The organism is Paenibacillus paridis, from assembly GCF_006345825.1.
GTDB lineage: Bacteria > Bacillota > Bacilli > Paenibacillales > Paenibacillaceae > Pristimantibacillus > Pristimantibacillus paridis.
Map to the genome: position 1 here is coordinate 37,819 of NZ_VCIX01000055.1, position 24,316 is coordinate 62,134.

18 protein-coding genes are annotated in these 24,316 nt (G+C 48.6%); 10 read left to right on the plus strand and 8 right to left on the minus strand.

All coding sequences use genetic code 11. The features are described from left to right. Positions 1 to 32 precede the first annotated feature (32 nt). Positions 33 to 713 carry a TraX family protein gene (locus FJQ58_RS01830; protein WP_238403721.1) on the plus strand — a complete coding sequence of 227 codons (681 nt, stop codon included), beginning with the start codon at positions 33 to 35 and terminating at the stop codon, positions 711 to 713. A 128-nt stretch (positions 714 to 841) separates the two neighbouring features. Continuing rightward, the gene (locus FJQ58_RS01835; RefSeq protein WP_076337062.1) at positions 842 to 1,060 is read left to right on the plus strand and encodes a hypothetical protein; all 219 of its coding nucleotides are present in this window, start codon (positions 842 to 844) and stop codon (positions 1,058 to 1,060) included. Between the two features lie 99 nt (positions 1,061 to 1,159). Here the strand turns inward: FJQ58_RS01835 and FJQ58_RS01840 are convergent, their stop codons facing one another. From FJQ58_RS01840 to FJQ58_RS01860, 5 genes are all read right to left on the minus strand, one after another. Next, complete coding sequence (locus FJQ58_RS01840) at positions 1,160 to 2,443, minus strand: putative bifunctional diguanylate cyclase/phosphodiesterase (protein ID WP_139990747.1); 1,284 nt, start codon at positions 2,441 to 2,443, stop codon at positions 1,160 to 1,162. Between the two features lie 224 nt (positions 2,444 to 2,667). After that, positions 2,668 to 3,396 carry a response regulator transcription factor gene (locus FJQ58_RS01845; RefSeq protein WP_139990748.1) on the minus strand — a complete coding sequence of 243 codons (729 nt, stop codon included), beginning with the start codon at positions 3,394 to 3,396 and terminating at the stop codon, positions 2,668 to 2,670. Between the two features lie 102 nt (positions 3,397 to 3,498). After that, a complete protein-coding gene (locus tag FJQ58_RS01850) occupies positions 3,499 to 7,356 on the minus strand; it encodes a response regulator (protein WP_238403727.1) in 3,858 nt (1,285 codons plus the stop codon). 186 nt (positions 7,357 to 7,542) lie between these two features. Continuing rightward, positions 7,543 to 8,538 carry an L-glyceraldehyde 3-phosphate reductase gene (gene mgrA, locus FJQ58_RS01855; protein WP_139990750.1) on the minus strand — a complete coding sequence of 332 codons (996 nt, stop codon included), beginning with the start codon at positions 8,536 to 8,538 and terminating at the stop codon, positions 7,543 to 7,545. 126 nt (positions 8,539 to 8,664) lie between these two features. Beyond that, entirely contained in the window at positions 8,665 to 10,110 is a 1,446-nt protein-coding gene (locus FJQ58_RS01860) for an HD-GYP domain-containing protein (protein WP_238403723.1), read from the minus strand. 464 nt (positions 10,111 to 10,574) lie between these two features. Here FJQ58_RS01860 and FJQ58_RS01865 point away from each other — a divergent pair, with 464 nt between their 5' ends. Both FJQ58_RS01865 and FJQ58_RS01870 read left to right on the plus strand, forming a co-directional pair. Continuing rightward, the gene (locus tag FJQ58_RS01865) at positions 10,575 to 11,732 is read left to right on the plus strand and encodes a peptidylprolyl isomerase (protein ID WP_139990751.1); all 1,158 of its coding nucleotides are present in this window, start codon (positions 10,575 to 10,577) and stop codon (positions 11,730 to 11,732) included. A gap of 455 nt (positions 11,733 to 12,187) precedes the next feature. Then, entirely contained in the window at positions 12,188 to 13,060 is an 873-nt protein-coding gene (locus FJQ58_RS01870) for an aldose epimerase family protein (protein WP_139990752.1), read from the plus strand. Positions 13,061 to 14,440: 1,380 nt separating this feature from the next. On the opposite strand, the gene deoC is transcribed toward FJQ58_RS01870, so the two are convergent. Continuing rightward, positions 14,441 to 15,130: a deoxyribose-phosphate aldolase gene (deoC, locus tag FJQ58_RS01875; RefSeq protein ID WP_139990753.1), complete on the minus strand. Its 690-nt coding sequence runs from the start codon at positions 15,128 to 15,130 to the stop codon at positions 14,441 to 14,443. Positions 15,131 to 15,341: 211 nt separating this feature from the next. Between deoC and FJQ58_RS01880 the strand changes: the two genes are divergently transcribed. Both FJQ58_RS01880 and FJQ58_RS01885 read left to right on the plus strand, forming a co-directional pair. Then, positions 15,342 to 16,169, plus strand: coding sequence for a purine-nucleoside phosphorylase (locus tag FJQ58_RS01880; protein WP_139990754.1), 828 nt, complete (start codon positions 15,342 to 15,344; stop codon positions 16,167 to 16,169). A gap of 187 nt (positions 16,170 to 16,356) precedes the next feature. Next, complete coding sequence (locus FJQ58_RS01885) at positions 16,357 to 18,018, plus strand: PAS domain S-box protein (protein WP_139990755.1); 1,662 nt, start codon at positions 16,357 to 16,359, stop codon at positions 18,016 to 18,018. Positions 18,019 to 18,051: 33 nt separating this feature from the next. Here the strand turns inward: FJQ58_RS01885 and FJQ58_RS01890 are convergent, their stop codons facing one another. Continuing rightward, positions 18,052 to 19,251: an MFS transporter gene (locus FJQ58_RS01890; RefSeq protein ID WP_139990756.1), complete on the minus strand. Its 1,200-nt coding sequence runs from the start codon at positions 19,249 to 19,251 to the stop codon at positions 18,052 to 18,054. 134 nt (positions 19,252 to 19,385) lie between these two features. On the opposite strand from FJQ58_RS01890, the gene FJQ58_RS01895 reads away from it, so the two are divergent. Next, positions 19,386 to 20,930: an HD domain-containing phosphohydrolase gene (locus FJQ58_RS01895; protein ID WP_139990757.1), complete on the plus strand. Its 1,545-nt coding sequence runs from the start codon at positions 19,386 to 19,388 to the stop codon at positions 20,928 to 20,930. A 67-nt stretch (positions 20,931 to 20,997) separates the two neighbouring features. Here FJQ58_RS01895 and FJQ58_RS01900 read toward each other — a convergent pair whose 3' ends face one another. Continuing rightward, the gene (locus FJQ58_RS01900) at positions 20,998 to 21,459 is read right to left on the minus strand and encodes a cupin domain-containing protein (RefSeq protein WP_139990758.1); all 462 of its coding nucleotides are present in this window, start codon (positions 21,457 to 21,459) and stop codon (positions 20,998 to 21,000) included. Positions 21,460 to 21,670: 211 nt separating this feature from the next. On the opposite strand from FJQ58_RS01900, the gene FJQ58_RS01905 reads away from it, so the two are divergent. Genes FJQ58_RS01905 through FJQ58_RS01915 form a run of 3 tightly spaced genes read left to right on the plus strand, consistent with a single transcriptional unit; the run spans position 21,671 to position 23,820 of the window. Then, on the plus strand, positions 21,671 to 22,033 hold the full coding sequence (locus FJQ58_RS01905) for a hypothetical protein (protein ID WP_139990759.1): 363 nt from the start codon (positions 21,671 to 21,673) through the stop codon (positions 22,031 to 22,033). A gap of 48 nt (positions 22,034 to 22,081) precedes the next feature. Beyond that, entirely contained in the window at positions 22,082 to 22,573 is a 492-nt protein-coding gene (locus FJQ58_RS01910; RefSeq protein WP_139990760.1) for a cation:proton antiporter regulatory subunit, read from the plus strand. Positions 22,574 to 22,575: 2 nt separating this feature from the next. Then, positions 22,576 to 23,820 (plus strand): cation:proton antiporter, encoded by a 1,245-nt coding sequence (locus FJQ58_RS01915; protein WP_139990761.1) that lies wholly within the window; start codon positions 22,576 to 22,578, stop codon positions 23,818 to 23,820. The last annotated feature ends 496 nt before the right edge of the window (positions 23,821 to 24,316 follow it).

Here is a 24,316-nt window from a genome sequence, read left to right on the forward strand (position 1 = left end):
ATACTAAAAGGTATAACTTCAAGAGAATGTAGGTGGAATCCATTCAATTTCTAGCTATGCTTACGATGCTGATTGACCATGTGGGGCTCGTTTGGTTTCCGGAGAACTCCGTCTGGCGAATCATCGGGCGTCTGGCTTTGCCATTCTACGCTTTGTCCATTGTAATCGGCTATTCTCGAACAAGCGATATCAACCGGTATCTGAGAAGAATGGCCGGCATCGCCCTCCTGTCGCAGCTGCCTTATCAATTTGCCTTTCACAGGCTTGAAGTCAATACGGTAGGCTCTCTGCTCGTTTGCCTGCTGCTTCTGCGCCTTCTTGATAAATTAGGCGATAAGCCTCCCCTGCAAATCCTATTAGCCGGTGCCACAGCAAGCCTGCTCGAAATATTGCCGTTCAGCTATGGCGCTTATGTCGTGCTCCTTGTGCTTGTCTACCGTTACGCGCAGGCGCAATGGTTCACCTTGTTTCACTTTACGCTAAACGTGGTAAGCTTTTTTGTGAAGGGCTGGTTCATTCAACTCTTCAGCCTGTTTGCTACCATTCTTATCGTGTATATGCCCGACTTCATGCGCAGCGCCGATAAAATAAAAGTTCCCCGCATCGTTTGGCGCAGCTTCTATCCGCTTCACCTTGCGATTATTGCCATCATCTATCCGATTATGAGCAACCAAAGCTTTGAGGACGTTTTACGTGCGCTGTATGCCGCCTAGATATTTGCAAAAAATGTCGAATTGTTAGAAAAGTGTAAGTAAAATAAACAAAATCCTCATGACAGTTTCATAAGAGGCTAAAAGGTATACGATAGAATGGAGGAAATCGATCGGAGGTGTTATAGGAAATGATGAAAATCGTTACCTTCAAAAGTCGTTCCGTCCCTGTCTACTATCCTAACGAACAATCAGCATCCTTAGAACTGCTTAATCATAAATTGTACGAATTGGAATTGGATTTTGATTTCCGCAAAAAATGGAGAAGAATCAAATCGGTTGAAATGGTGCGCGACGTGGCTATTTTCCAATATAACGACGGCACGAAGCTTTATCTTGAAGTATGTTAACGCTACGTAGAAGTAGAAAAAAGACCTGAAGGCGCATTTCTCCAATGCCCCCTCAGGTCTTTTGCATTTCGGCTTTCCTTGTCAGCGTTTCTTGCCACTCTACCCCTCTGAACGACGAATCATCGAGAGATCGAGAACATCTGGCTCCTGCGGCTTGCCAAGAAGAAAGCCCTGCACATAATTGCAGCCCCATTCACAAAGCAGTTCATACTGCTCCGCATATTCGACGCCCTCCGCGATCACCTCAAGCCCAAGCTTGTGCACCAGCTTGATTACGCCTTCGACGATAATTCGTTCCGCGCTTTGAAGATCAATTTTTTTCACGAAAGATTTATCAATCTTTAAGCATTGGATCGGCAATTGCTTTAAGTTGGCGAGTGAGGAGTAGCCAATCCCAAAATCATCAAGCGCAATGCGCACACCAGTCGCCCGAAGCCAGCTAAGCGTAGAAATCGCTGTGTCCGAGGTGTAGAGCAGGTGGTTCTCCGTAATTTCAAGCTCAAAGGAGTCCGGTTGCAGATGATGATCCTTGAGCGCATTCAGTACGGTCTGCGAAAAGGTGGGATCCAGCAGCTGCATTGGCGAAATATTAATAGACATAATTAAGCTGCACAAGCCGTATTTGCTCATGCCTGCGAGCATTTTGCAAGCTTCCCGAAGCACCCATTCGCCTATAGGAACAATCAAACCGTTTTGCTCGGCTAAAGGTATAAATTCCGTTGGCGAAATATCCCCAAGCTGAGGATGCTCCCATCGAATCAACGCCTCAAATCCTCTTAACTTCCCGTCTGACATCCGATAGATGGGCTGATAGCTGAGGCGAAACTGCCTTAAATACAAGGCTGGCCGCAAAGCCGCCTCGATATCAATCCTCCGGTTGAGCTGGATCGTATCCTCTAAATTATAAAATCGGGCCCGGTTTCCGCCTTGCGACTTGGATTGATATAAAGCTGATTCTGCACGCGTAATCAGCTGCTCGCTTGTCCGGCCATCCTGTGGAAATAGCGTTGCGCCAATGCTTGATGTGAGATACAGCTCCGTCCCTTCGACATCAATTGGCCGCTCGACCGCATTTTTAATCGCTTCCACGGCCTGAAGGCCTCCGTTCTCTTCCGGTTCTACGGGCATAGCGATCAGGAAACGGTTTCCTCCTACTCGGCTCACGCTGGTAGAAACCATCCTTGCCTCTGCTAGGCGCTTGCTCATGATACATAGCACCTCATTGCCGAAATCCGTCCCCAATGCTTCGTTCACCCGATAAAACCGATCAATATCAACGAGCGCCACTACCATCCGTTTACCGGCCGCACGTACAACATTTACGGCTACCTCCAGCTGTGCAAAAGCTTCTTTGCGGCAAGGCAAACCGGTCAAAGCATCCATGTCTTATAAACACCGTCCTCATCCCTTAGTTATCCTTATTCTGACATACAATCATTAGAAAAATTAAAGAGAGAGCTTTAGAAGAATGTTAGTTATTTTAATACAAGGGACAGCAGCCTTACAATTCAACACCAACAGGAGTGATCCTAACTGTTTACAGCAAAAAAAGAACCATTCCGCGTTAGCGAAATGGCCCTGAGAACAAGATATAAAATCAAAAGTCATTAGCTCTGGCTTATGCTTGTATGCTCAGCCGTATACTTGTAGCCAAATCCCCAAACCGTACGAATAAGCCGCGGCTCTTTCGGGTTTTGTTCGATTTTCTTGCGAAGGTTGACGATATGTACGTCGATGGCACGGTCTGTCACAAAGGAATCAAAGCCGCGAATCGTATTTATAAGTTCTTCTCTACTGAATACCTTGCCCGGATAAGCTAGAAAAAGCTTCATAAGCTCATATTCCGAGAAAGTAGTCTCCACGAGCTGGCCGCGCACAAGCAGCAGTCGTCTCTCAAAGTCAAGCTGAATAGCATTGCTATCGTCGACGGTCTCGATGGCCGCAGCAACCTGCTGTACCGAATCGGTATGCATCGTATTCGAGCGGCGAATTAACGCTTCTACCCTGGCGGTCATTTCGTGCATGCTGAACGGCTTGCACATGTAATCATCTGCTCCGGCCTTCAAAGCTTGAACCCGTTCGGACACTTCACTCTTCATAGACAGGATCATAATTGGAACGTTAGAACGTTTTCGAAGGAGCGCACAAACTTCCATGCCGTCCAAATCAGGCAAAATCAAATCAAGCAGCACTAAATCAGGAGCAAACTCTGACGCGAGCCTTAGCCCCTCGTCCGCCCTATAGGCTTGCATGACAGAATAGCCTTCTTCTGATAAATACATAGACAGCATATCACTCATCATGACGTCATCTTCAATAACTAGAACTTTATACATTGTCGTCACCCTTTTTGAGGATTGAAGATTTCTGTCGAATATTTATTGTATCTCTACTATACAATACCGACTTGAAAGGGACAACAATTTGTTAGAAATTTGTTAGGATTTATTGTCGAATGTTTCCTTGGCACTGTGGAGGCCTGCCAGAAGCCGCTTCAAAGCCGATTCTACATCGTTAATCGCCGTTTGAAGCTCCTCCGTCGCCAGCTCCGGCTGCTTAACAATTCGCTCTACTTCACATACCGCTTCTAACAATTCATAAGCGGATAAATAACCTGCTGCTCCCTTTAGGGTATGAGCCATCCGCTTGACGATTGTCAGCTCGGACTGCTTAACCATCATACGAAGCTGATCGGCGAATGAATCATAATCCAGCATAAACTGCTCCATCATATGGAGCAAAATCGGCAGTTTGCCATTAACCCGGGCAATAGCGCTATCTACGTCCATACCGGCAATCGGCGGCAGCGGGCTTTTGGCAGCAGGCACTACGGCTTCCGTACGGCTAGCCTCTGCACGCTGCTCTAGACTATCCGCGGGCTTGGCTGCTGGCTCGTTTTGCTTAAGCCAGTAGGAAATAACCGTATGCAGACGCTCCGAAGAAATCGGCTTGGTCACGACGTCATTCATGCCCTGCTTCAAATACCGTTCATGATCGTTGCGCAGCACATTGGCCGTTACCGCAATGATCGGAACTTCATCATATTCCGATTGGCTCCGAATGAGCCTAACCGCCTCCGAGCCATCCATGACAGGCATATGAATATCCATCAAGATCAAGTCCCAGTGTTCCTCGGACAGCTTCTGGAGTACCTCCTCACCATTTTCGGCCAAGCCCACCTCATAGCCTTGCTCCTTCAAAATCTCAATGGCAACAAGCTGATTGATTTTATTGTCTTCAGCCAGCAAAATACGCGTGCTGGATTCGTTCTTCATCACTTCGGCCGCCGGCTCAGCGTTCTCTTGTTCGCGGGCATGCCCGTTCTTCTGCTCCAATACGCTTTCAATCGCACGCAGCATGCCTGAGCGCATAATCGGTTTGATTAACAGCGTGACCGGCCTTTGCTCTGCCGGAAGCTGCATCATTTCGTCGCGTCCATACGAGGTCGTCATAGCGATCGTCTTCACGCCGGCCAGCTCCGCATCTCGGTGGAACTCCAGCCAAGTTTCGGCTCCGTACATATCTGGCATTTCCATGTCGAGAACAATTAGCTTAGGCAGCGCTCCGGCTCCAATGCGGCGAAGACGGTCACGGGCCATTTTCCAAGAGTGGAAAGGTATCGCCGTTAAGCCATAGGATTCTATAATTTCAATCCAATGACCGCGCATCTCATCGTCATCCTCCACAATCCAGACCGGCTGCTCCATCAGCTCTTTCCGAGCCCGCCAAATATGCTCCGGATAGCTGTGCAGCACTTTGAACGGCAGCGTAAAGAAAAATTGGCTGCCCACGAATGCTTCGCTCGACACCTTCAGCTTGCCGCCCATCAGCTCAACCAAAGATTTAGAGATGACCAGGCCAAGTCCAGTTCCCCCGAACTTGCGGGTTGTTGAACCGTCTGCCTGCGTGAATGGCTTGAATAGCTTATCGACCTGGCCTGCACTCATGCCGATCCCCGTGTCTGCGATCGTAAAGCGAATGCTGATCGCTTTGTCCGACTCTTCTATCAGCTCCAACTGCAATCTAACATGCCCGCGGTTCGTAAATTTGATGGCATTCATGCATAGGTTGAGCAGCACCTGCTCCAATCGAAGCGCATCTCCGATAATCGATTGCGGCAACCGCTCCGGGGTTGCAATAATGAACTCGAACTGCTCCTTGCCGCCCATAAATACGCTTAATTGGTCGCTTATCCGGTGCATAAGCTCGTCTGGCCGGAACGGCTGGCGTTCGATGTCCACCTTGCCCGCTTCAATTTTGGAGAAATCCAAAATATCGTTAATCAAGCGCAGCAGCGTCTCCGAGGAGGTGTTCATCTTATCCATGTAGTCCTTTTGCGATGCAGACAGACCCGTTTTGCGCATTAATTGCGTCAAGCCGATAATGCCATTGAGCGGCGTTCTGATCTCATGGCTCATCAGCGCTAGGAAGCTGCTCTTCGCCTGGTTCGCTTCCTCCGCCTCAAGCGTAGCGCGGATAAGCTCCTCCTGCACCAGCTTCTGCTCCGAAATGTCACGGGCAATGCAGGAGAAATACAGCTCGCCCGTGTCCTCGTTCTGATGCGCCACGACAACCATGGACACATGAACCGCTTCGCCGTCGCTTCTAATCAACTGCGCGCCGCTTTCCCAGAAACCAAATTCCTTCGCCAGCGCGGCTCCCTTTACAAGCTCGGAATACATATCCGGTTGGGAGTGCTCCCTGACGGTATACTTGCCATCTACCGCGCTTTGCAAGCCAAGCATTTCTCTGCCCGCGCGGTTCATGTAGACAACCTTGCCCTCCGAGCTGACGGAGGCGATTAAGTCTTTCGCTGACTCGACGATATCTAGCAAGCGATTGCGCGCTTTCTCCATATGCTTGCGGTCAGAGATATCGAGCACCATGCCAACGACGCCAGAGAAACGTCCATTGCGGTCACGAAGGCCGTTCGAGCTGTGCAGGGCCGGTATGCGCGTGCCATCCTTATGAATAAACGTCCACTCGCGTTCATAGGAGAACGTATCGGACCGCAGCTCCTTAAACACCTCAAGACCCGGCTGAACCTCTCTGCCTAGCTCAAGCGTAAGCCTCTCTGCTTCCAAACGAATTTCATCAAGATCCATGAACATCAGGGGAGTCGCGATGCCTGCCAATTCTGCCGTTTTGTAGCCTAACATCTCCTCAGCCGTCTTGTTCAAGTAGGTCACTTTATAATGCTCATCCAGAACGATAAAGGCATATTGATTCTGATTAATGATGGCCTCCAGCCGGTCAAACATATCCTGTAGATGCTCCATCATCCCATTGACGGAATGGCCTAACTGCCCAATCTCGTCATGTGGCTCTACTTCAAGATGCTCCGCTTGGAAGCGCCCCGCAGCAGCCTGCTCCGTTACGCCCAGTATGCCTTCAAGACGCTTCACAATCCGCTCAAAATATAAATAAAAGAAGATTACGATAATCAATTCAGAGACGGCAATCGTCGTAAAAATACGCCAAAAGATCGGCTTCATCTGACTCTGAAGCTCCGACATCGGCACCTGCAGCGCAAATCGCCATGGAGTATCGTTCACCTTCGTATGGAAAATAGAATAGGGAGTACCCTCGATATTAAGCTTGGTTACGCCCTGCTCCGACTCCATTAGCTTACCGGCAACCGGAAGCCAATCGGAATTCTCGTCAAATAGACTGATATTATCGATCAGATCCAAATTGGAACAATAAATGACACCTCCACTATCATTAAAGAGGCGCACGAGCGTATTCTCTTCCGCAAATTCAATAAAGGGGCGCATGGTAGTAAATACGATAGAAGCATACACGACGCCCTTCAGCTCGTTGGTTGCCCCATAAACAGGCACGACAATCAGCGATTGCTTCGTATCAGAGAAAGAAGGCATAAACGGATCGGTGATGACAATCTTTCCATCCTTGGCTTCCTGAAAGAATTTCTCGTCGCTTAGGTTGGTCCGTCCGCCATCGGTACGCAGAGCCATCCCATCCTCATTAATGAATCCAATTGAATGGTAGATGAAGCCGCCGCGAACAAGCTCGCGCCCGAAATAATGAATGCGCTCTTCGTCCGTGCCGAATCGAACGACCTCCGTGCGGCTCATAACGACAACCTCAGCCTTGCGAATCGCCATCCATGAAGCCAAATTATTCGCCCGTATATTTTGCTTGCTCGTTGTTTTCTCAATTTCTGATTGAAGCATGGCTTCCTTCACGGCGGAGTAGTTGCCTACCCCTGCAATTAATAGAGGAACCAAAGAGATGAGAACAATCAATATCAATCCTTTTGTCCGCAACGACATCTTTTTCAAGCTGCTTTCCCCTTCCGCTCCGCATGAACCGCAAATGTCGAACTTTGACACTATTATACCTCTTTTGCCTACCGCTTGGAGAATAAAAAAAACGCTGAAGCATGCATGCCGCAAAACCACGGACAGCTGCCCCAGCGCTGGGATAATTAAAGTTTTAACAAGTATAAACGCAAACCTTTACTCCGCTGCCAGAATGACTTCCAGGCGGCTTAGTTCCTCGTCACTGAAATCAAGACGGCTAAGTGCAGCGACGTTATCATCGATTTGCTCCACACGGCTTGCGCCGATTAGTGCTGACGTTACTTTCCCGCCGCGCAATACCCAAGCCAGGGACATTTGGGCTAGCGATTGGCCGCGTTCCTGAGCAAGCTCATGGAGCTGCTTGATCTTATTCAGCTTGCTGTCCGTGATTTGGTCTGTCTTCAGGAATACGCTAGGTCCCGCTGCACGCGAATCGGCAGGAACGCCATTTAGGTAACGATTCGTCAGTAAGCCTCCGGCAAGCGGAGAGAATACGATTGAACCGATCCCCTCCTCTTCCAGCACATCCTGCAAGCCATCCTCGATCCAGCGGTTGAACATGGAATAAGAAGGCTGGTGAATGAGGAAAGGTGTTCCGAGCTGCTTCAAGATCGCTGCCGCTTGCGCGGTTTGCTCTGCGCTGTAGTTGGATACGCCGACGTAAAGCGCCTTCCCTTGGCGAACGACGTGATCGAGCGCTGCCATTGTCTCTTCAAGCGGCGTATTCGGATCCGGGCGATGATGGTAGAAAATATCGACGTAGTCGAGATTCATCCGCTTCAAGCTTTGATCCAGGCTTGAGATCAAATATTTGCGTGAGCCCCATTCGCCGTAAGGGCCTTCCCACATATAATAGCCAGCTTTGGTGGAGATGATCAGTTCATCACGGTAAGCGGTAAGGTCCTGTTTCAGGATTTGTCCGAACGTCTCTTCGGCAGAGCCCGGAGGCGGCCCGTAGTTGTTAGCCAGATCGAAATGGGTAATTCCCAAATCAAATGCCCGGCGAACCATTGCCCGTCCACTCTCGAGGCGGTCAACGCCGCCAAAATTATGCCATAGCCCGAGGGATATAGCCGGCAGCTTCAAGCCGCTGCGTCCAACGCGATTGTATTTCATGCTCTCATACCGGTGATTGTCTGCCAAATACGTCATTTTCGATACCCTCCAACCAGTTCTATTGAAAACCCTCATGTTTTTTTAACCTCATGAAGCTCTCCTACCTATTGTACAACTGTCGATAGCCAAAAAGGAAATGCATAGAATGAGCCATGGCATCGGTTATCGAACATGCCTTTTGTCCAGCTTCAGGTGAGGACTATTGCGAATCGTCTCCTCGAAGAAGCCCGGCTGTTCCTTAACCAGGCGCTCCCATGCTTCTACGCATGAAGGATCAAAGTGGCTCCCGCTCTCCTTCAAAATAATCTCCATTGCCGCTTCATGTGACATAGCCTTCCGGTAAGAACGCGAAGAAGTTAACGCGTCATAGACGTCTGCCACAGCGGTTACTCTCGCCAATAACGGAATTTGCTCGCCTGCCAATTGGTCAGGATAGCCGCTTCCGTCCCATTTCTCGTGATGCGAGCGAATAACTGATAGCTCTTCCGGCATAAATCCGAGCCGTTTGCATAAATCATAGCCCGACACCGGATGCACTTCAATAATATTCCGCTCCTCTGGCGTGAGCTTGCCCGGCTTGTTCAGAATCGTATCCGGGATGCGCAGCTTGCCAACATCATGCACAAGCCCGCCCTGTGCGATCGCCCGAAGCTCGGCTGAGGTTAAGGAAAGCTCCTCACCCAGCTTCAGAGCATATAATGCCACCCGGTAATTATGGCCTGCGGTATAGGAATCGCGTGCTTCCGTCGTCATCACCAGTTCCCGAACGCTAGTTGACATGTACGTGTTAATCCAGTCCCGCGGATTCGCGCGGAACATGAGCTTTATCGAAGCCGTAATCGATTTGGAGCTGACATATTGGGATACGATTCCCATCACCATGACAATCACTGAGGCAAGCAGCAGAAAATGATATAGCCACCAGCTTAGATGCCAGGAATGCCCGCTCGCGATAATTACCTGTGCCACGATCATCCAACCGGAGCTATAAACGATCGACAGCTGCAATGGAAAACGGGAGGATAAGTAAGTCCTCATATAACGGTAAACCGTCCAGCCATTTAAGAGGAAGATAAACACGCTAGCGATCCACCTCATCGCCGTCTCCTTCAGGTGGAAATAATGCGTCAAATTCGGGTGATACCAAAGCACCAAGCAAAAAACAAGCAGCAGCGCCGACCATCCGGGGAGTAAAAATCGTTGCCAATCGGCAAGCCACTTAATCAAAGGCTGATCTACTGAAACGGAGGATAACCACAGCCAGACAGCAGCAATCATGACGCTAAGCTGTGCTGCGCTAGCTGCGATTCCAGTATGTTCCATTAGGAAGCCAGGCGTGGACAACCCATGCAAAGTGAAAAGAGCAGTGAGAGATACATAAGATAGCGATAGAAAACTAATCTTAATATTACGCAGCGAAATCGCAACAAAGCCCACCGCAATGGCAAGCATTAGAGATAACGCTGAAACGAGACTGACGATATAAAAATGCTCGTGCGGTGCATTGATGCTTTTGTCGAGCGCCGTACCGCGCAGCACAAAATACCCTGCCAGAGGCAGCAGCATGCAAAGGATGAACCGGGTGTATACCCCTATATTTTGGCGCAAGACTATTCCTCCTACAATTAGATCAAAATTATGTTCATAAACGATACCGCCTGCCGCCTGCGCAGATGTAACATTTATTCTGGTTGTCTGCTGAAAATATCACGAATTATGTAGGATAATGTTGGAATACCTTTTATTCCTATCATATCATCCCTCCTGCATCTGATAAACAGCGAAATTACGCAAGGTGAAACGTCTTCGCACCCCTTTGTCGGCGCGACGTGTTTCATTTCAAGAAATATAGAGAACGTACGCCCTAAGGATGTATTTACTCTATATATTAAAATAACTGGGCTTTCGACCCTAAAATCCATCTTTCGCGCTTGATATCGATAGCAGCATACGCTTACAATGGAAACGCATCGACAAAAAGCAAAAGTTGTATTTTTATTTTAGATTAAGGTTTTTTGAAGCATGTTTTGTTATAGTAATGAAAGACAGGTAAATCGAAGGGAGTTTATGGAATGGATAACAAAGAATCGCAGTCCAAAAAAGACGTAGAAAACGAATTGGCTGCGAAAGAAGAGCTTCACACAACCGAGAATGACATAAGTTTGGACAAGCTATCCGAGCAAGATGCTGCAATTGAAGAGGAGCTTCGCTCCGAATCAAACGGTGAGCTTCCAGAATCGCCAAACGCGGGATTCAATCCGGCAGCTCCAGGCCATGACGGCCATCAGCAAGCACCTAAAGGTGGCGGTGGCGGCAAAGCATGGATCGTTATTTCCGCTCTATTGGCTGTCGTGCTTATCATCGTATTGATCAAACCGCCATTTGGCGGAGCAGACAATGAGTCCGTGGCTACCGTCAACGGCACCAACATTAGCAAAGAAAGATTATACGATGAGTTAATTACGGCTGGCGGCCCTGCAACGCTTGAGAACCTCATCACTCAAGAGCTCATCATGCAGGAAGCGAAAGCCAACAACATTACCGTTACTGACGCGGACATTAACTCCGAAATCGATCTGATCAAGAAAAGCTTCGGATCGGAAGAAGAGTTCAACTCGACGCTTGCCCAATACAATATGACAGTTGAAAGCTTGAAAAAAGATACAAAAATCAATCTCACGATTCGCAAAATTCTAGAACCAAAAACGGACGTAACGGACGAAGAGGTTCAACAATACTATGATGCGAACAAGGCTACCATGGGTACGCCTGAGGAAATTCAAGCTTCCCATATCCTTGTGGCAACCAAAGAAGAAGCAGATGCGATCTTGGCTGAGCTTAAGCAAGGCGGCGACTTTGCAGCCATTGCCAAAGAAAAATCGATTGACCCAGGCTCGAAGGATAAAGGCGGCGACCTTGGCTTCTTCGGTAAAGGCGACATGGTTGCCGAATTTGAAGAAGCAGCATTCGCGCTCAAAATTAATGAAATCAGCGCTGTCGTTCAATCACAGCACGGTTTCCACATCATTAAGAAAACAGCCGAGAAGGCTGCTGTCGTTCCGACTTTCGAAGAGAAGAAGGAAGAAATCAAGAAGCAGCTTGTGGCTACGGAAGCCAATCAGCTTTCCGAGGCTTGGATGAGCGAGATTCGTGCGAAAGCAAAAATCACAAACACCTTGACGCCTGAGGCTTCTCCAGCGCCTTCAGCTACGACAGAAACAAAAGAATAAATAGGTTACCCTAAAAGAGCAGCCACTTGCAAAAGCTTAATAGCCGATGCAGTGCTGCTCTTTTTTGTTAGATAAGCAAAAATCCACCCTGTCGCTCGGAGGGAGGGAGCTTGGGGTGGATTTGGCTTCAGAGTTCGCAAACAGTCGGTCCACTACATTACATAGACTTATCGTCTTTTGTTGCGATTTATTAGTGCGGCATTTTAGTTAGATCTGCTGTGCTCTGAAGTTAATATATACTATGCCACTCTCTTAAAAGGGAGTAGATATTTGTTTTACTAGATTCGACCATTTTGAAACAGGCATATTTCGTGCAAGCGGTGAGCGGTCTGATGGCGGGGAACGCAAAATGACTCTATAGGCGAGGATCAGGCTATAATAATTGCGATATCGCGTTCAGCAAATATGGTATGATGGGAAAAATAGGACATGCTTTAAATACTGGAGGGAATCAATTGAGCAACTACGAAGTACGCAGCTACAAGGAAACCTATACGTTATATGAATTAACCGATAAAAGCACCGATTCTCGTGTGCTTGTGTGCCCGGAGCGCGGAGGAATCACCATCGGTTGCCAGCTGCATGGGCTTGAGCTTTTTTACTTAGACAAGGAAACCTTTGAGAACCCTACCGCGAATATTCGCGGCGGCAATCCTGTATTGTTCCCGATCTGCGGTCAGCTAGAGAACGGGACATATGAGTGGAATGGCCAAACATACAAAATCGCCAACCATGGTGTCGCGCGCACCGCTGCGTGGGACGTTTTGTCTACCTCAACGGAAGGCGAGGCCTCCATTACGATTCGACTTCAAAGCAATGAGGAAACGCTTCGCGTCTATCCATTCGACTTCGAGCTTACGTTTACCTACGCCCTGCAAGACGGCCAGTTACATACTCGCCAGCAATACCGCAACTTAAGCGAAGCAGCTGCAATGCCGTTCTACGCTGGCTTTCATCCGTACTTTGCAATCGATTCGGACAAAAAGATCGCCTACGACATCGAAGCAACCCGCTATGTCGATTACAACGACAATGTAGAGAAGCCATTCGACGGCGTTATCGACTTGGAAGGGCTTGTGGAGTCGGTATGCTTGCTTGATGTGAAGAAAAGTGAAATTTCCTTCCCAGCGCTGCAAGGGGCCCGCGTTCGCCTGACTTATGATGATATTTTCAAATACATGGTGCTGTGGTCGGTGAAGGATCGCCCATTCGTATGCGTAGAGCCATGGATGGCGATGAACGGCGAATTGACTCGCCAGGACGAGCTAGTTATGCTAAATGCAGGCGAGGAATTGCGTGCGAATATGACGATCAGCTGCGAGCGTTAAGCTGAACTTTGCAGCTGTTTGTTGAGATGTGTTGAGATGTGTTGAGATGTGCCTAGCTGGACTGGGCTGGATTGAGTTACACTGAGCTTTCTTCTCCTGGATCGCGTTGGTTTGAGCTGGACTGAGCTTTCTTGTCCTGGATTGCGCTGGTTTGAGCTGGACTGATGCCAGTCCGGCTCAAACTCATCAATTAATAGGAATTTCTCCCGTTAATATTCCCCCAGCCTATACTCGACTTCGATTAACAGGATTTTCTCCCGTTAAAAGCAGCAATATCAGCTTAACCATGGATGAATTGCTCATTTAGCAGGAAAAATTCCAGCTAATCGCTAAGAATCGAGCTCCACTGTTGAATTAACGGGAGAAATTCCCGTTAATATTGACTCAGCGTTACTCTGTTTTGACTAACTGAAATTCCTCACGTTATGATGACCTCAGCTTATACTCGACTCATACTAACTGAACTTCCTCACGTCATGATTGCCACTGCCTATACTCAACTTCCACTAACATAATTCCTGCACGTTATGTTTGCCACAGCCCATACTCGACTTCCACTAACTGAACTTCCTCACGGTATGATTGCCTCAGCCTATACTCGACTTCCACTAACAGGAATCCTGCACATTGTGTTTGCCACAACCAACATTCTGCTCCCGTTAACGGGAATTTCTCCCATTAACATTCCCTCAGCCATACTCAACTTCCACTTTCAGGAACCCTCACTTTATGATTACCTCAGCCTTTACTCGACTTCCACTAACAGGAATCCTGCACATAATGCTTGCCACAACATACATTCCGTCCTCATTAAAGGTAATTCCTGCCATTAATATCCCCTCAACCATACTCAACTTCCTCTTTCAGAAACTCTCACTTTATGATTACCTCAGCCTTTACTCGACTTCCACTAACAGGAATCCTGCACATAATGCTTGCCACAACATACATTCCGTCCCTATTAAAGGTAATTTATCCCATTAACATTCCCGCTACCCNAGGTAATTTATCCCATTAACATTCCCGCTACCCGTACTCGACTCCCACTAACAGGAATCCTGCACAGTATGATTGCCACAACCTACATTCTGCTCCAATTAACAGGAATTTCTCCCGTTAATATTCCCCCAGCTTATACTCGACTTCGATTAACAGGATTTTCTCCCGTTAAAAGCAGCATAATCAGCTTATCCATGGATGAATCGCTCATTTAGCAGGAACAATTCCAGCTAATCACTCAGAATTGAGCTCCACTGTTGAATTAACGGGAGAAATTCCCGTTAAACCACTGAATATCTTTCAAACACAGCAAAAAAGGAGGGTAGCGCCAACAAACTGCGCTTCCCTCCTTCTCATTTTACAGACAGCGTGCCGCTTAGCTTAGTAGCCTTCGCCCTTACCGCCCGTAACGATGGCGATGCCTGAGCTGGCGCCAATGCGCGTAGCACCTGCAGAGATCATTTGCAATGCCGTTTCACGGTCGCGAACTCCGCCGGATGCTTTCACGCCTAGATCAGGACCCACTGTGCGGCGCATTAGGGCAATATCCTCGACCGTTGCTCCGCCTTTGCCAAAACCTGTCGATGTTTTCACGAAATCAGCGCCCGCTTTTACGCAAATTTCACAAGCCACTACCTTTTCCTCATCCGTCAGCAGCCCTGTCTCCAATATAACCTTAAGTACGGCTTGACCCTTTACAGCTTCAGCCACGCCTGCTACGTCGCGCTGAACGCCTTCGAGGTCGCCCGACTTCAGCAAGCCGATATTCAGAACCATATCTACCTCGGTTGCGCCATCCGCGATCGCAAATTTGGCTTCAGCCGCCTTGGATGCTGTCGTTGTCGCGCCTAAAGGAAAGCCCACCACGGTAGTAATGCCGACGCCTGAGCCTTTGAGCTCATCGGCCGCGACCGCTACCCAACCTGCATTTACACAAACCGTAGCAAATTGGTACTGCTTGGCTTCGCGGCAAATTTGCAATACTTCTTCCTTCGTAGCGTCTGCCTTCAGTATCGTATGATCAATCATCGCCGCTACTTCTGCTGGCGTATAGTCCGTTCTGGTATTCATCCTCTATTCCTCCATATCAATTCATACTCGATTGCATAAGTTATGTTCCATTATACGAAGCTTTGTCTTAAACAACAATCATCCGGTGCCGGTAACCGCTCGGTTTACTTTTGTTCATTCAATACGCTATGATTGTTATGGCAATGATAACCATTTGTTCTGCAATAATAACATAGGCAGGATTGAACAAAATCAGGGAGGTACATCAACGATGGACAACGTGCTAGTCAAAATAAATGAAGCTGCAGCCTATATCCGCAGCCAACTGCAGCAGCAGCCGCAAATCGGCCTGATTTTGGGTTCAGGCCTCGGCGTCATGGCCGATGAGGTGACAGATGCGATCACCATTCCTTACGAGAAAATTCCGCATTTCCCCGTTTCCACGGTGGAAGGGCATTCTGGCGAGCTGGTCATCGGGCAGCTCGAAGGTAAAACAGTCCTCGTCATGAAAGGCCGTTTCCATTACTATGAAGGCTACTCCATGAAAGAGGTTGTCTTCCCCGTGTATGTCATGAAGCAGCTCGGTATCCAAACCCTGCTCGTCACCAACGCCGCAGGCGGCATGAACCGCTCGTTCGCCGCGGGAGATCTGATGCTCATTACTGACCATATCAACAATACCGGCAGCAATCCGCTCATGGGCGCGAACATTCCGGAGCTTGGCCCCCGCTTCCCTGACATGTCGCAAGCCTATAACCGCGAGCTTCGCGCTATTGTGGCTGCGAAAGCGGAAGAGCTGGATATCAAGCTTCAACAAGGCGTCTATGTCAGCATCTCCGGACCAACCTACTGCACGCCGGCTGAGCTTTCCATGATGGCAGGGTGGGGAGCAGATGCGGTCGGCATGTCAACGGCTCCTGAGGTCATTGCCGCTAACTATACCGGCATGCGCGTTGTAGGCATCACTTGTATTACCGACATGGCCATTGGCGATGAGCTCGAACCGCTCACGCATGAGCAAGTCGTTCGCGTAGCAGAGCAAGCCAGACCGAAATTCATCTCGCTTGTAAGAGCATCCGTAGGTGCCTTCAAAGCGTAAGGCACTGCAAAGCAAGAAGCTGTTTCCGTCATCAAAACGGGAGCAGCTTTTTTTTCGTTTCAACAGCCGTCAAGCGGCCCTGCCAGACAGGGAAAAGTTGCCATGTGGACAAACGCCGGGTTGTATTCTATTCTTTACTATAGACTAACAATCTTATCCAGTACAGACAGCAGGAGAGGTGCGAAGCTTGACCTTGATTTCAAAACCGAATCGTGAAGCCGATTTATTCCGCAGTGCATTTCATTACGCCCCGATCGGCATGGCTTTAGTTGATTTAGACGGCAGTATCTTGGTAGCGAATCCCTCCGCTCTGATTATGCTGGGCTATGAGGAGAAGGAGCTGTGCAGCAAAACCTATGAGCACATCACCCATCCGGATGATTTGGAAGAGGATAACCGTTATGTGAAGCAGCTGCTTCTCGGTGAAATCGACACTTACCAAATGCAAAAGCGATATTTCAAAAAGACCGGGGAAACCGTCACGGTTCTCTTAAGCGTAACTCTTGTCTACGACAAGGAGGAAAATCCCCTTCATTTCATTTCACAAATGATGGATATTTCCGAAAAAACACAAGCAGTATCTGAAGTAAAACAGCTAACGAAGCATATTACCACCATCCTCGAAAGCATTTCTGATGCCTTCTTCTCGCTGGATGAGCAGTACTGCTTCATCTATACGAATAAAGCAGCCCAGACGCTGTTTAGAAAAAGCGAAGAAGAGCTGACTGGCCGCAACATCTGGGAGCTTTATCCTTGGCTTGTCGGTTCTATCAGCCAAATCGAATGCAAGCTGGCCATGCAGCTCCGCGAGCAGCGGCTATACGAGCAATTCGTGCCTCTGCTTAATGATTGGTTCGAAGCGAATCTTTACCCGTCCGAGTTCGGGCTATCCGTTCATTTCCGTCAAATTACGGAGCGGAAGCGCACCGCCGACAAGCTGCGTGAGAGCGAGAAGAGCTTCCGCCTGCTTGCCGAGAATTCCAGCGATATGATCTCCAAGCATGACCGAAACGGCTTGTTTACGTATGTATCGCCAGCATGCTATGCATTGCTGGGCTACAGGGATGATGAGCTGATCGGGAAGTCTCCGTTTCATCTCTATCATCCAGATGACATGCAGCGAATGCTCGACAATCAGGAGCTTCTCTATACCCACATTGATGAGAATACGATTACGTACCGCATCAGGCGCAAAGATGACAGCTACCGCTGGTTTGAGACGACTAGGCGCGTCGTCTTTAATGAAGGCGACCGCACGCAAACCATCGTGGCAGTCTCCCGAGACATTACGCCCCGTAAAGAGATAGAGCTGAAGATGCTGGAGCAATACCAACTCATGCATGCGCTTTCTCATACGGATGAATTAACCGGCATCGCCAACCGCCGAACCTTCGACGAAACGTGGAACCATGAATGGGAGGATGCACAGCGCCATCATATGCCGGTAACGTTAATGCTTGGCGACATTGATAATTTCAAAGCCTATAACGATACGTTTGGACATCAAAAAGGCGACGAATGTCTAAGACAGATCGCCGCCGCTATGCGAGCCGCCCTAAAGCGCCCGCTTGATATTGTCGCCCGTTACGGCGGAGAGGAATTCGGTATCATTTTGCCTCAAACAAACAAGGAGCGCGCTGCCACAATCGCCAATCGCCTGCTTGAAGCCGTCAGGCAATTACAGCTGCCTCATTCACAAGAAACTGGTCATCCATATGTCACGATCAGCTTGGGCTCCGCTACATGGAATCCCGATTGCTCCCTCTCGCAGGATGAGCTGTTCACGCATGCCGACAAATCGCTCTACCAAGCCAAGGATGAAGGAAAAAACCGCTACATTTCTCACTAACTGCCTGTGCGATCGTCTCTGCTGTTCGCAGCGCTACGGTCGCTTTCCTGCTTCAAGCAAGCTTGTTTTTTTCAAGTGCTTCTCATACCCGTAATAAACGATTAAATAGATGATAAAAAACACGCTTGATACCAAATACATAGTTGCATAATTGGACCAAGTCGCCACTAACCCCAGCAGCATTGCGCCGCTTCCAATTCCGATATCGAATGCGTTATAGAAAGTCGCTGTCGCTACGCCTCTGCGCTTCGGTTCTACCCGATCAATAACCCATGCCTGCAAGCCAGGAAAAATCGCTCCAAAGCCCGCACCGTAAAATACCGCAGCAAGCAGCAGCATCCCTGTTGATTTGGTCATAAAGAGAATTACACAGCCCACCATACAGAATATAGCTGCCGGGAATAATACCCAGAACCGGCCTCTCGTATCAAAAATTCTCCCGCTCACAAACCGAATCAAAAACTCGCTAAGCGCGAGCACAAGGAAGAAGAAACCGATATTTTGTACGCCGGTTTCCTTGCCGAACAAGGTAATAAAGCTGATAACTCCTCCTAGCGACAAGCCTACGAGAAGTCCGAGCAGCGAGGGCATAAGCGCCTTGGGCTCCACGAATCGCAAGAGCAGCGACGTCGGTTCAGCGGCAGCAATCTTGGCCTGGGCGCGTTCCTCTTTGGAATCCCCTTTGACGAAAGACGTAAAGATGACGGCCAGCAGCAAAATACAGGCGCCCACAATAAACAGCGCGGAGAAACCAAACTCCTCCATGAGCCAAATGCCGAGAAAGGGGCCCAAAGAAATCGCAATTGCGTTACCCGTACCGAAAAAACCCATCCCCTCGCCTCTTCGCGAAGCCGGGATGATATCAGAGGCAACGGTGCCATAAAGCGTCGTTGAGATTCCGAAGCCTACGCCATGAACGATGCGGAGCATGAGCATCATCACAATCGTAACCGCTGCATAATAGCTGGCCGTTCCAATCAAGCAAATTACAACGCCCAAAATAAGGAGCAGCTTCTTTCCGAATTTATCCGAAGCCATCCCAACAAACGGACGTACGACTACTGCGGAATAGGTGAATAAGCCGATGATAAGCCCTATTTGCGCATCAGAGCCGCCCTTATCCGCTGCAAAGACGGGAAGCGTCGGCAGCAGCATCTCCAGCGACAAAAACAAAAACAAATTAGATAAGATCAATAAGACAAACGGTTTGGTCCAAAGGGGTTCCTTCAACATATGTTATCCTTTCGAGTTGCCAGTGATTGCGCGTAGTTTTTAACATTATATCTAATATACAATTTTAAAATGCCGATTTATACTATAGGTACTATGTACCAGTCCATTCGAATTTGCAGAGAAGAGGTCATCCTATGCCATTGCCTACAGAACGCGAGAACCATGACAATCGCGTCTATCCCTCTTTTCTCTCTCAGCTGCTGCGCAATTATATCTTCGGATCAACGGTTGCCGTAGCAGGCGTCGGCGGCATTATCGTTTTTTCCACCCTAACGATTCCCGAAAATGAGCAGCTCACTTTAGCCGCCATCATGCTTATCTCACTTCTCATTATGATTGGCATTGAGCTGTTGGTCTTCTATCGGCATATTAAACCCATTCAAATCCTCTTCAAGGCGGAGAAACCAACATCGAAGCAGCTAAAAATCGCATATGTGCAAACACATCGATTTCCAACCTTGGCCGTGAAGCGCACCTTCGGTCCGCATTTTCTAGGACTATTGCTGCCGGCGATTGGGATGGCTTACCTTTGCATACGCTTGGGATGGTTGAAGCTTCCTTATTTTTATATCGGAATTGCAGCCGCAGTCGCTTTGATGATTGCCAGCATGCATGCCATGATCGAGTTTTTCCTAACCACTAGAGCCATTCATCCCGTTATCACCTACATCCGCAACAAGCACAAAGAACTCTATTTTCAAGATATAACGCTGGGCGGGCAAGTGCTCGTATCAATCCGTACCAAGTTTCGGCTCAGCGCCTTCCTTATTGGGACGCTTCCTCTGCTGCTGTTTGGACTTGCCTCTCAAATTAGATTCGATAGTTTGCAGGGAGAAGGAAGCCTTGATTATTGGAAATGGGCGGGCCTTATCCTTGTTATCGGGATCATTTACTCCTTGCTTGGAGCTTCCCTGCTCTCACGCAACATCGAAGATCCGATTCATATGATTCAGCATGGCATGAGCAGCGTTCAAGCCGGCAACCTAGAGACAAGTGCGGCAGATATCTATTCCGATGAGTTCTCCAAGCTTGTAGCCGGGTTCAATCATATGGTCAATGGACTTCGGGAGCGTGAGCAGAGAAACAACCAACTGCTGCAAAGCTACTTCATGACACTGGCAGCAGCGCTTGATGCGCGTGATACCTATACGGCCGGGCATTCGACCCGCGTAGCCCGCTTTTCCGTCCAAATCGGCCGATTGGATGGCTGGTCCGACAGCCAAATCGACATTTTACATAAAACCGCATTGCTCCATGATATCGGCAAAATCGGCGTACGCGATGCTGTCCTGTTGAAAGAGGGCCGCCTAACGGACGAGGAATTCGATCAAATCAAGCTTCACCCCGTCCTCGGCGAAAATATTCTAAAACAAATCGAGCCCGCAGATGCGATGGCTGATCTGCTGCCAGGCGTTCGCTCGCATCACGAGCGCTATGACGGCAAAGGATATCCGGACGGATTGGCAGGCCAATCGATTCCGCTGTTTGGACGGGCAATTGCCATCGCAGATGCTTTTGACGCCATGACCTCTGATCGACCCTACCGAAAAGGAATGTCCGCAGAGCGAGCCCTATCCATTCTCGAAGAAGGCAAAGGAACGCAATGGGACCCTCATCTCACACAGTTATTTGTAGATGCCTGCCGTAAGAAGGGGCACATGGAGGAAGACGTGTCCTAACGACAGACAAGAGCCATCCGGTAAAGGAATAATCCTTACGGATGGCTCTTATCTCATTATATAGTGATTACCTTTTAACCAGCGTAAAATCATCATAGTGAAAGCCTGGCGCTACCACGCATGATACGAGTACAGGCTCATCCCCAAGAACGCGGGTCATCTGCCATTCGTTCGCGGGCACAAGCGCTTGCGGCTGGTGGCCTGCGAGTACATCAGGGCCGACAATGATTTCTTTTCTCGTCTCCGGGTCTGCTTCCAGACCGCCTAGGCTTAACACGATCGGGCTTCCGGAATGCCACATCCACAGCTCGTCCGAGTAAACCCTATGCCAATCGGAAAATTCTTCCGGATGTAGCAGAAAATATATAGAGGATGCCGCAAAGCGTGATCCTGAATAGGGAGCGCCAAGTACCTCCTGCGGTATTTCAAAGCTTGCTTTCCAAATCTCCTTGTACCATCCGCCTTCGACATGCGGTTTTAAGCCGAGTTGCTCGACGAGCGGCGACAGCTGTTGCACTGATACTCCCATCCATTTCAACCTTCTTTCTCTCTTTTGCGCGCATATTATTTATAAATACGTTCTTTATTCTATAACGCATAAGATCTATCGTCAATTCATTAAACAAGTAGGTATAGAATGAAATTCTTTGGCTTTTGCCTAACGAATATACGGATCAAGCTTTGTTTATTTCCGATTTATAAATTATACTTATATTAACTAACTTTTTGGAGGTGAACAGATGAACAATGGCGTACTTGAATTTGGTCGCATCAGCCGCAAGCATTTAATGAATTTGCTCATTATTGTTCCGTTGCTGATGGCAGCGCTGTTCGCCTACCAAGCAGGTAATACGTTTGAGCTGACAGCTGCTGCGAGCCGCATCACGGCTGACGCGAAATACGCGACCGCAAATGTTGGCAAGCAAAACAGCTCGACGAAAGTTTTTTTGCCCGAAAACCTATTGCTTGCCTCTTACATGCACGCGCTGATGCTCATGTATTGGCTGGCCGCCACCTTATCCGCACTTCGTACCTTTGTTCCGCAAAGGATACGTGATTTGCTGATGACCCCGATTAAATTCACTTCACATTTTGTTGGTTAATTTACTCATTCTGTTCGTACACTAACAACAAATGAGGAGGCCTACACAATGAATATTAGAGAATCCGACCTGCCCGGTATTGGCCGCAAATACCAAATTATGACGCGTAGCGGCGATAAGTTTGTCATTATTATTCATGATGACGGACGCCGTGAAATGTACCACTTCGAATATGAGGATCCGGACGATAGCATTTCCATGGTTACGCTTGAGGATGAAGAAGCAAGACAGGTAGCCGCGATTGTCGGCGGCATGACTTACAAACCAAAGGCGCTAGAGACCATTGAGGTGGCACTGGATGACCTAACGATTGAATGGTACAAAATTGAACCAAACGCCGCATGCATTGGCAGATCGATCGGTCAAGCCGATATCCGCCAGACGACAGGAGCGACGATTATCGCCGCTGTCGAGAAAGAAGCAAAGCATATTAATCCAGGCCCCGACTATGTGTTTAAAGCAGACACTACCCTTATCGTTGCAGGTGAACGCCAGCATTTGAAGCTTCTTAAGCTTATGCTGCAAAACGGGAGCCGTTAATTATGGATCACATGGTGCTGGAAATCGGTCTTGCTGTTATTCTTATCGCCTTAGTCGGGCTGTTAGCTGCAAAAATTCGGTTTTCCGTCATCCCGTTTTACATCTTGATCGGCATGGCCGTAGGTCCTCATGCGCCACACGTAGGCATATTGGACTTCAGGTTTATTCATAGTGCGGAACTGATTGAATTCATGGGACGGCTTGGCGTGCTGTTCCTACTGTTCTATTTGGGTCTGGAGTTTTCTGTGGGTCGATTGATGAAATCGGGTCGCTCTATTGCGATAGGCGGAACCATATATATCGTCATTAACTTTTCACTTGGTTTACTATTTGGCTGGATCAACGACTTCCCTGTTGCGGAAACGATGGTCATTGCCGGTATTACAACGATTTCCTCAAGCGCAATCGTCGCGAAGGTGCTCGTTGATTTAAAACGGACGGCGAATCCGGAAACGGAAATGATTCTTGGAATCATCATGTTCGAGGATATTTTCCTAGCGGTCTACATTTCCATCTTGTCCGGACTTGTGCTTAGCGACTCGTCTTCCCTAGGCGGCGTGCTTCTATCTGCTTCCTATGCACTCGGCTTTATGCTTCTGTTCCTTATTATCGGAAGAAAGGCAGCGCCTCTCCTTAACAAAATTTTTAATATTCGCTCGAATGAGTTGTTCCTGCTGCTCGTGTTCGGCTTCCTGTTCCTCGTGGCAGGCTTCTCCGAAACGATTCACGTAGCAGAAGCAATCGGAGCATTGCTGGTTGGCTTGGTGCTTGCCGAGACCGTCCACATGAAACGGATCGAACATCTGATTCTGCCGTTCCGTGACTTCTTCGGCGCACTGTTCTTCTTCAGCTTCGGTCTGACCATCGATCCGTTCGCCCTAGGCGGCGCGGTCTGGCTCTCGCTCGGTGCGGTTGCGGTTACCTTATTCGGTAACTTTACCGCAGGCATGTTTGCAGGCAAAAGCGCAGGCTTATCGCCTAAAGCTTCCGCAAACATCGGTCTAACGATCGTATCGCGCGGCGAGTTCTCCATCATCATGGCAAACCTCGGCAAAGCCGGCGGCTTGCTGGAGCTTCTGCAGCCATTCGCTGCCCTGTACGTCCTTATTCTGGCGATACTCGGGCCGCTGCTGACCAAGGAATCCAAGCTGGTGTTTAGAGGTCTAAATACCATCTTCAGATGGGAAAAACCTAAAAAGGCCAAAGAGGCCGGCAAGAAACCCATAAAAGACAAATCCAGCGGCTGATCAGCCGCTGCGACGCAAAAAAACAGCAGGCATGACGAGGCATCCCCTCGTTGACCTGCTGTTTTTTATTTTGCTTACAGTTAGCCCCTTACTGTTATCAATTACGCTTAACGAGCCAGTATCATCTCTAAAATTAATTCCCCATGCGATATGTCCTCTCAGCAGCACCATCTCTACTAACGGCTCAAATGCTTCCCCCACTAACCAGTAAGACCTAGCTGTCTCATCGCAAAAGCTTTTTACAATCCCCGCTAAGAAGGCCTAACTCCCCCTCAACCAACTGTTGTCTAGTATCAGATGCGTATTGTCATTTATCTATTTTCTAATATCTGTTGCTGCTATATTGTATGGCTGCAGGATAGATGCCTGTTTTCACTCCACTTCCTCCTCTATCCTGTACCCCCTCCTAGGCCCCCTAATTAAACTGGAGTCTTCCTATCCAAATCAATTAAAATAAGGATAAGGGAGATGATTCGGTATGGGTGGTAAGAGGTTG

What these genes read in the sequence shown, in the direction of transcription:
- FJQ58_RS01890 (WP_139990756.1), bottom strand. Translation starts at nt 19,251, where the DNA reads ATGTTGAAGGAACCCCTTTGGACCAAACCGTTTGTCTTATTGATCTTA.
- FJQ58_RS01835 (WP_076337062.1), top strand. Translation starts at nt 842, where the DNA reads ATGATGAAAATCGTTACCTTCAAAAGTCGTTCCGTCCCTGTCTACTAT.
- FJQ58_RS01850 (WP_238403727.1), bottom strand. Translation starts at nt 7,356, where the DNA reads ATGTCGTTGCGGACAAAAGGATTGATATTGATTGTTCTCATCTCTTTG.
- FJQ58_RS01910 (WP_139990760.1), top strand. Translation starts at nt 22,082, where the DNA reads ATGAATATTAGAGAATCCGACCTGCCCGGTATTGGCCGCAAATACCAA.
- FJQ58_RS01900 (WP_139990758.1), bottom strand. Translation starts at nt 21,459, where the DNA reads ATGGGAGTATCAGTGCAACAGCTGTCGCCGCTCGTCGAGCAACTCGGC.
- FJQ58_RS01915 (WP_139990761.1), top strand. Translation starts at nt 22,576, where the DNA reads ATGGATCACATGGTGCTGGAAATCGGTCTTGCTGTTATTCTTATCGCC.
- deoC (WP_139990753.1), bottom strand. Translation starts at nt 15,130, where the DNA reads ATGAATACCAGAACGGACTATACGCCAGCAGAAGTAGCGGCGATGATT.
- FJQ58_RS01880 (WP_139990754.1), top strand. Translation starts at nt 15,342, where the DNA reads ATGGACAACGTGCTAGTCAAAATAAATGAAGCTGCAGCCTATATCCGC.
- FJQ58_RS01865 (WP_139990751.1), top strand. Translation starts at nt 10,575, where the DNA reads ATGGATAACAAAGAATCGCAGTCCAAAAAAGACGTAGAAAACGAATTG.
- mgrA (WP_139990750.1), bottom strand. Translation starts at nt 8,538, where the DNA reads ATGACGTATTTGGCAGACAATCACCGGTATGAGAGCATGAAATACAAT.
- FJQ58_RS01895 (WP_139990757.1), top strand. Translation starts at nt 19,386, where the DNA reads ATGCCATTGCCTACAGAACGCGAGAACCATGACAATCGCGTCTATCCC.
- FJQ58_RS01840 (WP_139990747.1), bottom strand. Translation starts at nt 2,443, where the DNA reads ATGGATGCTTTGACCGGTTTGCCTTGCCGCAAAGAAGCTTTTGCACAG.
- FJQ58_RS01905 (WP_139990759.1), top strand. Translation starts at nt 21,671, where the DNA reads ATGAACAATGGCGTACTTGAATTTGGTCGCATCAGCCGCAAGCATTTA.
- FJQ58_RS01845 (WP_139990748.1), bottom strand. Translation starts at nt 3,396, where the DNA reads ATGTATAAAGTTCTAGTTATTGAAGATGACGTCATGATGAGTGATATG.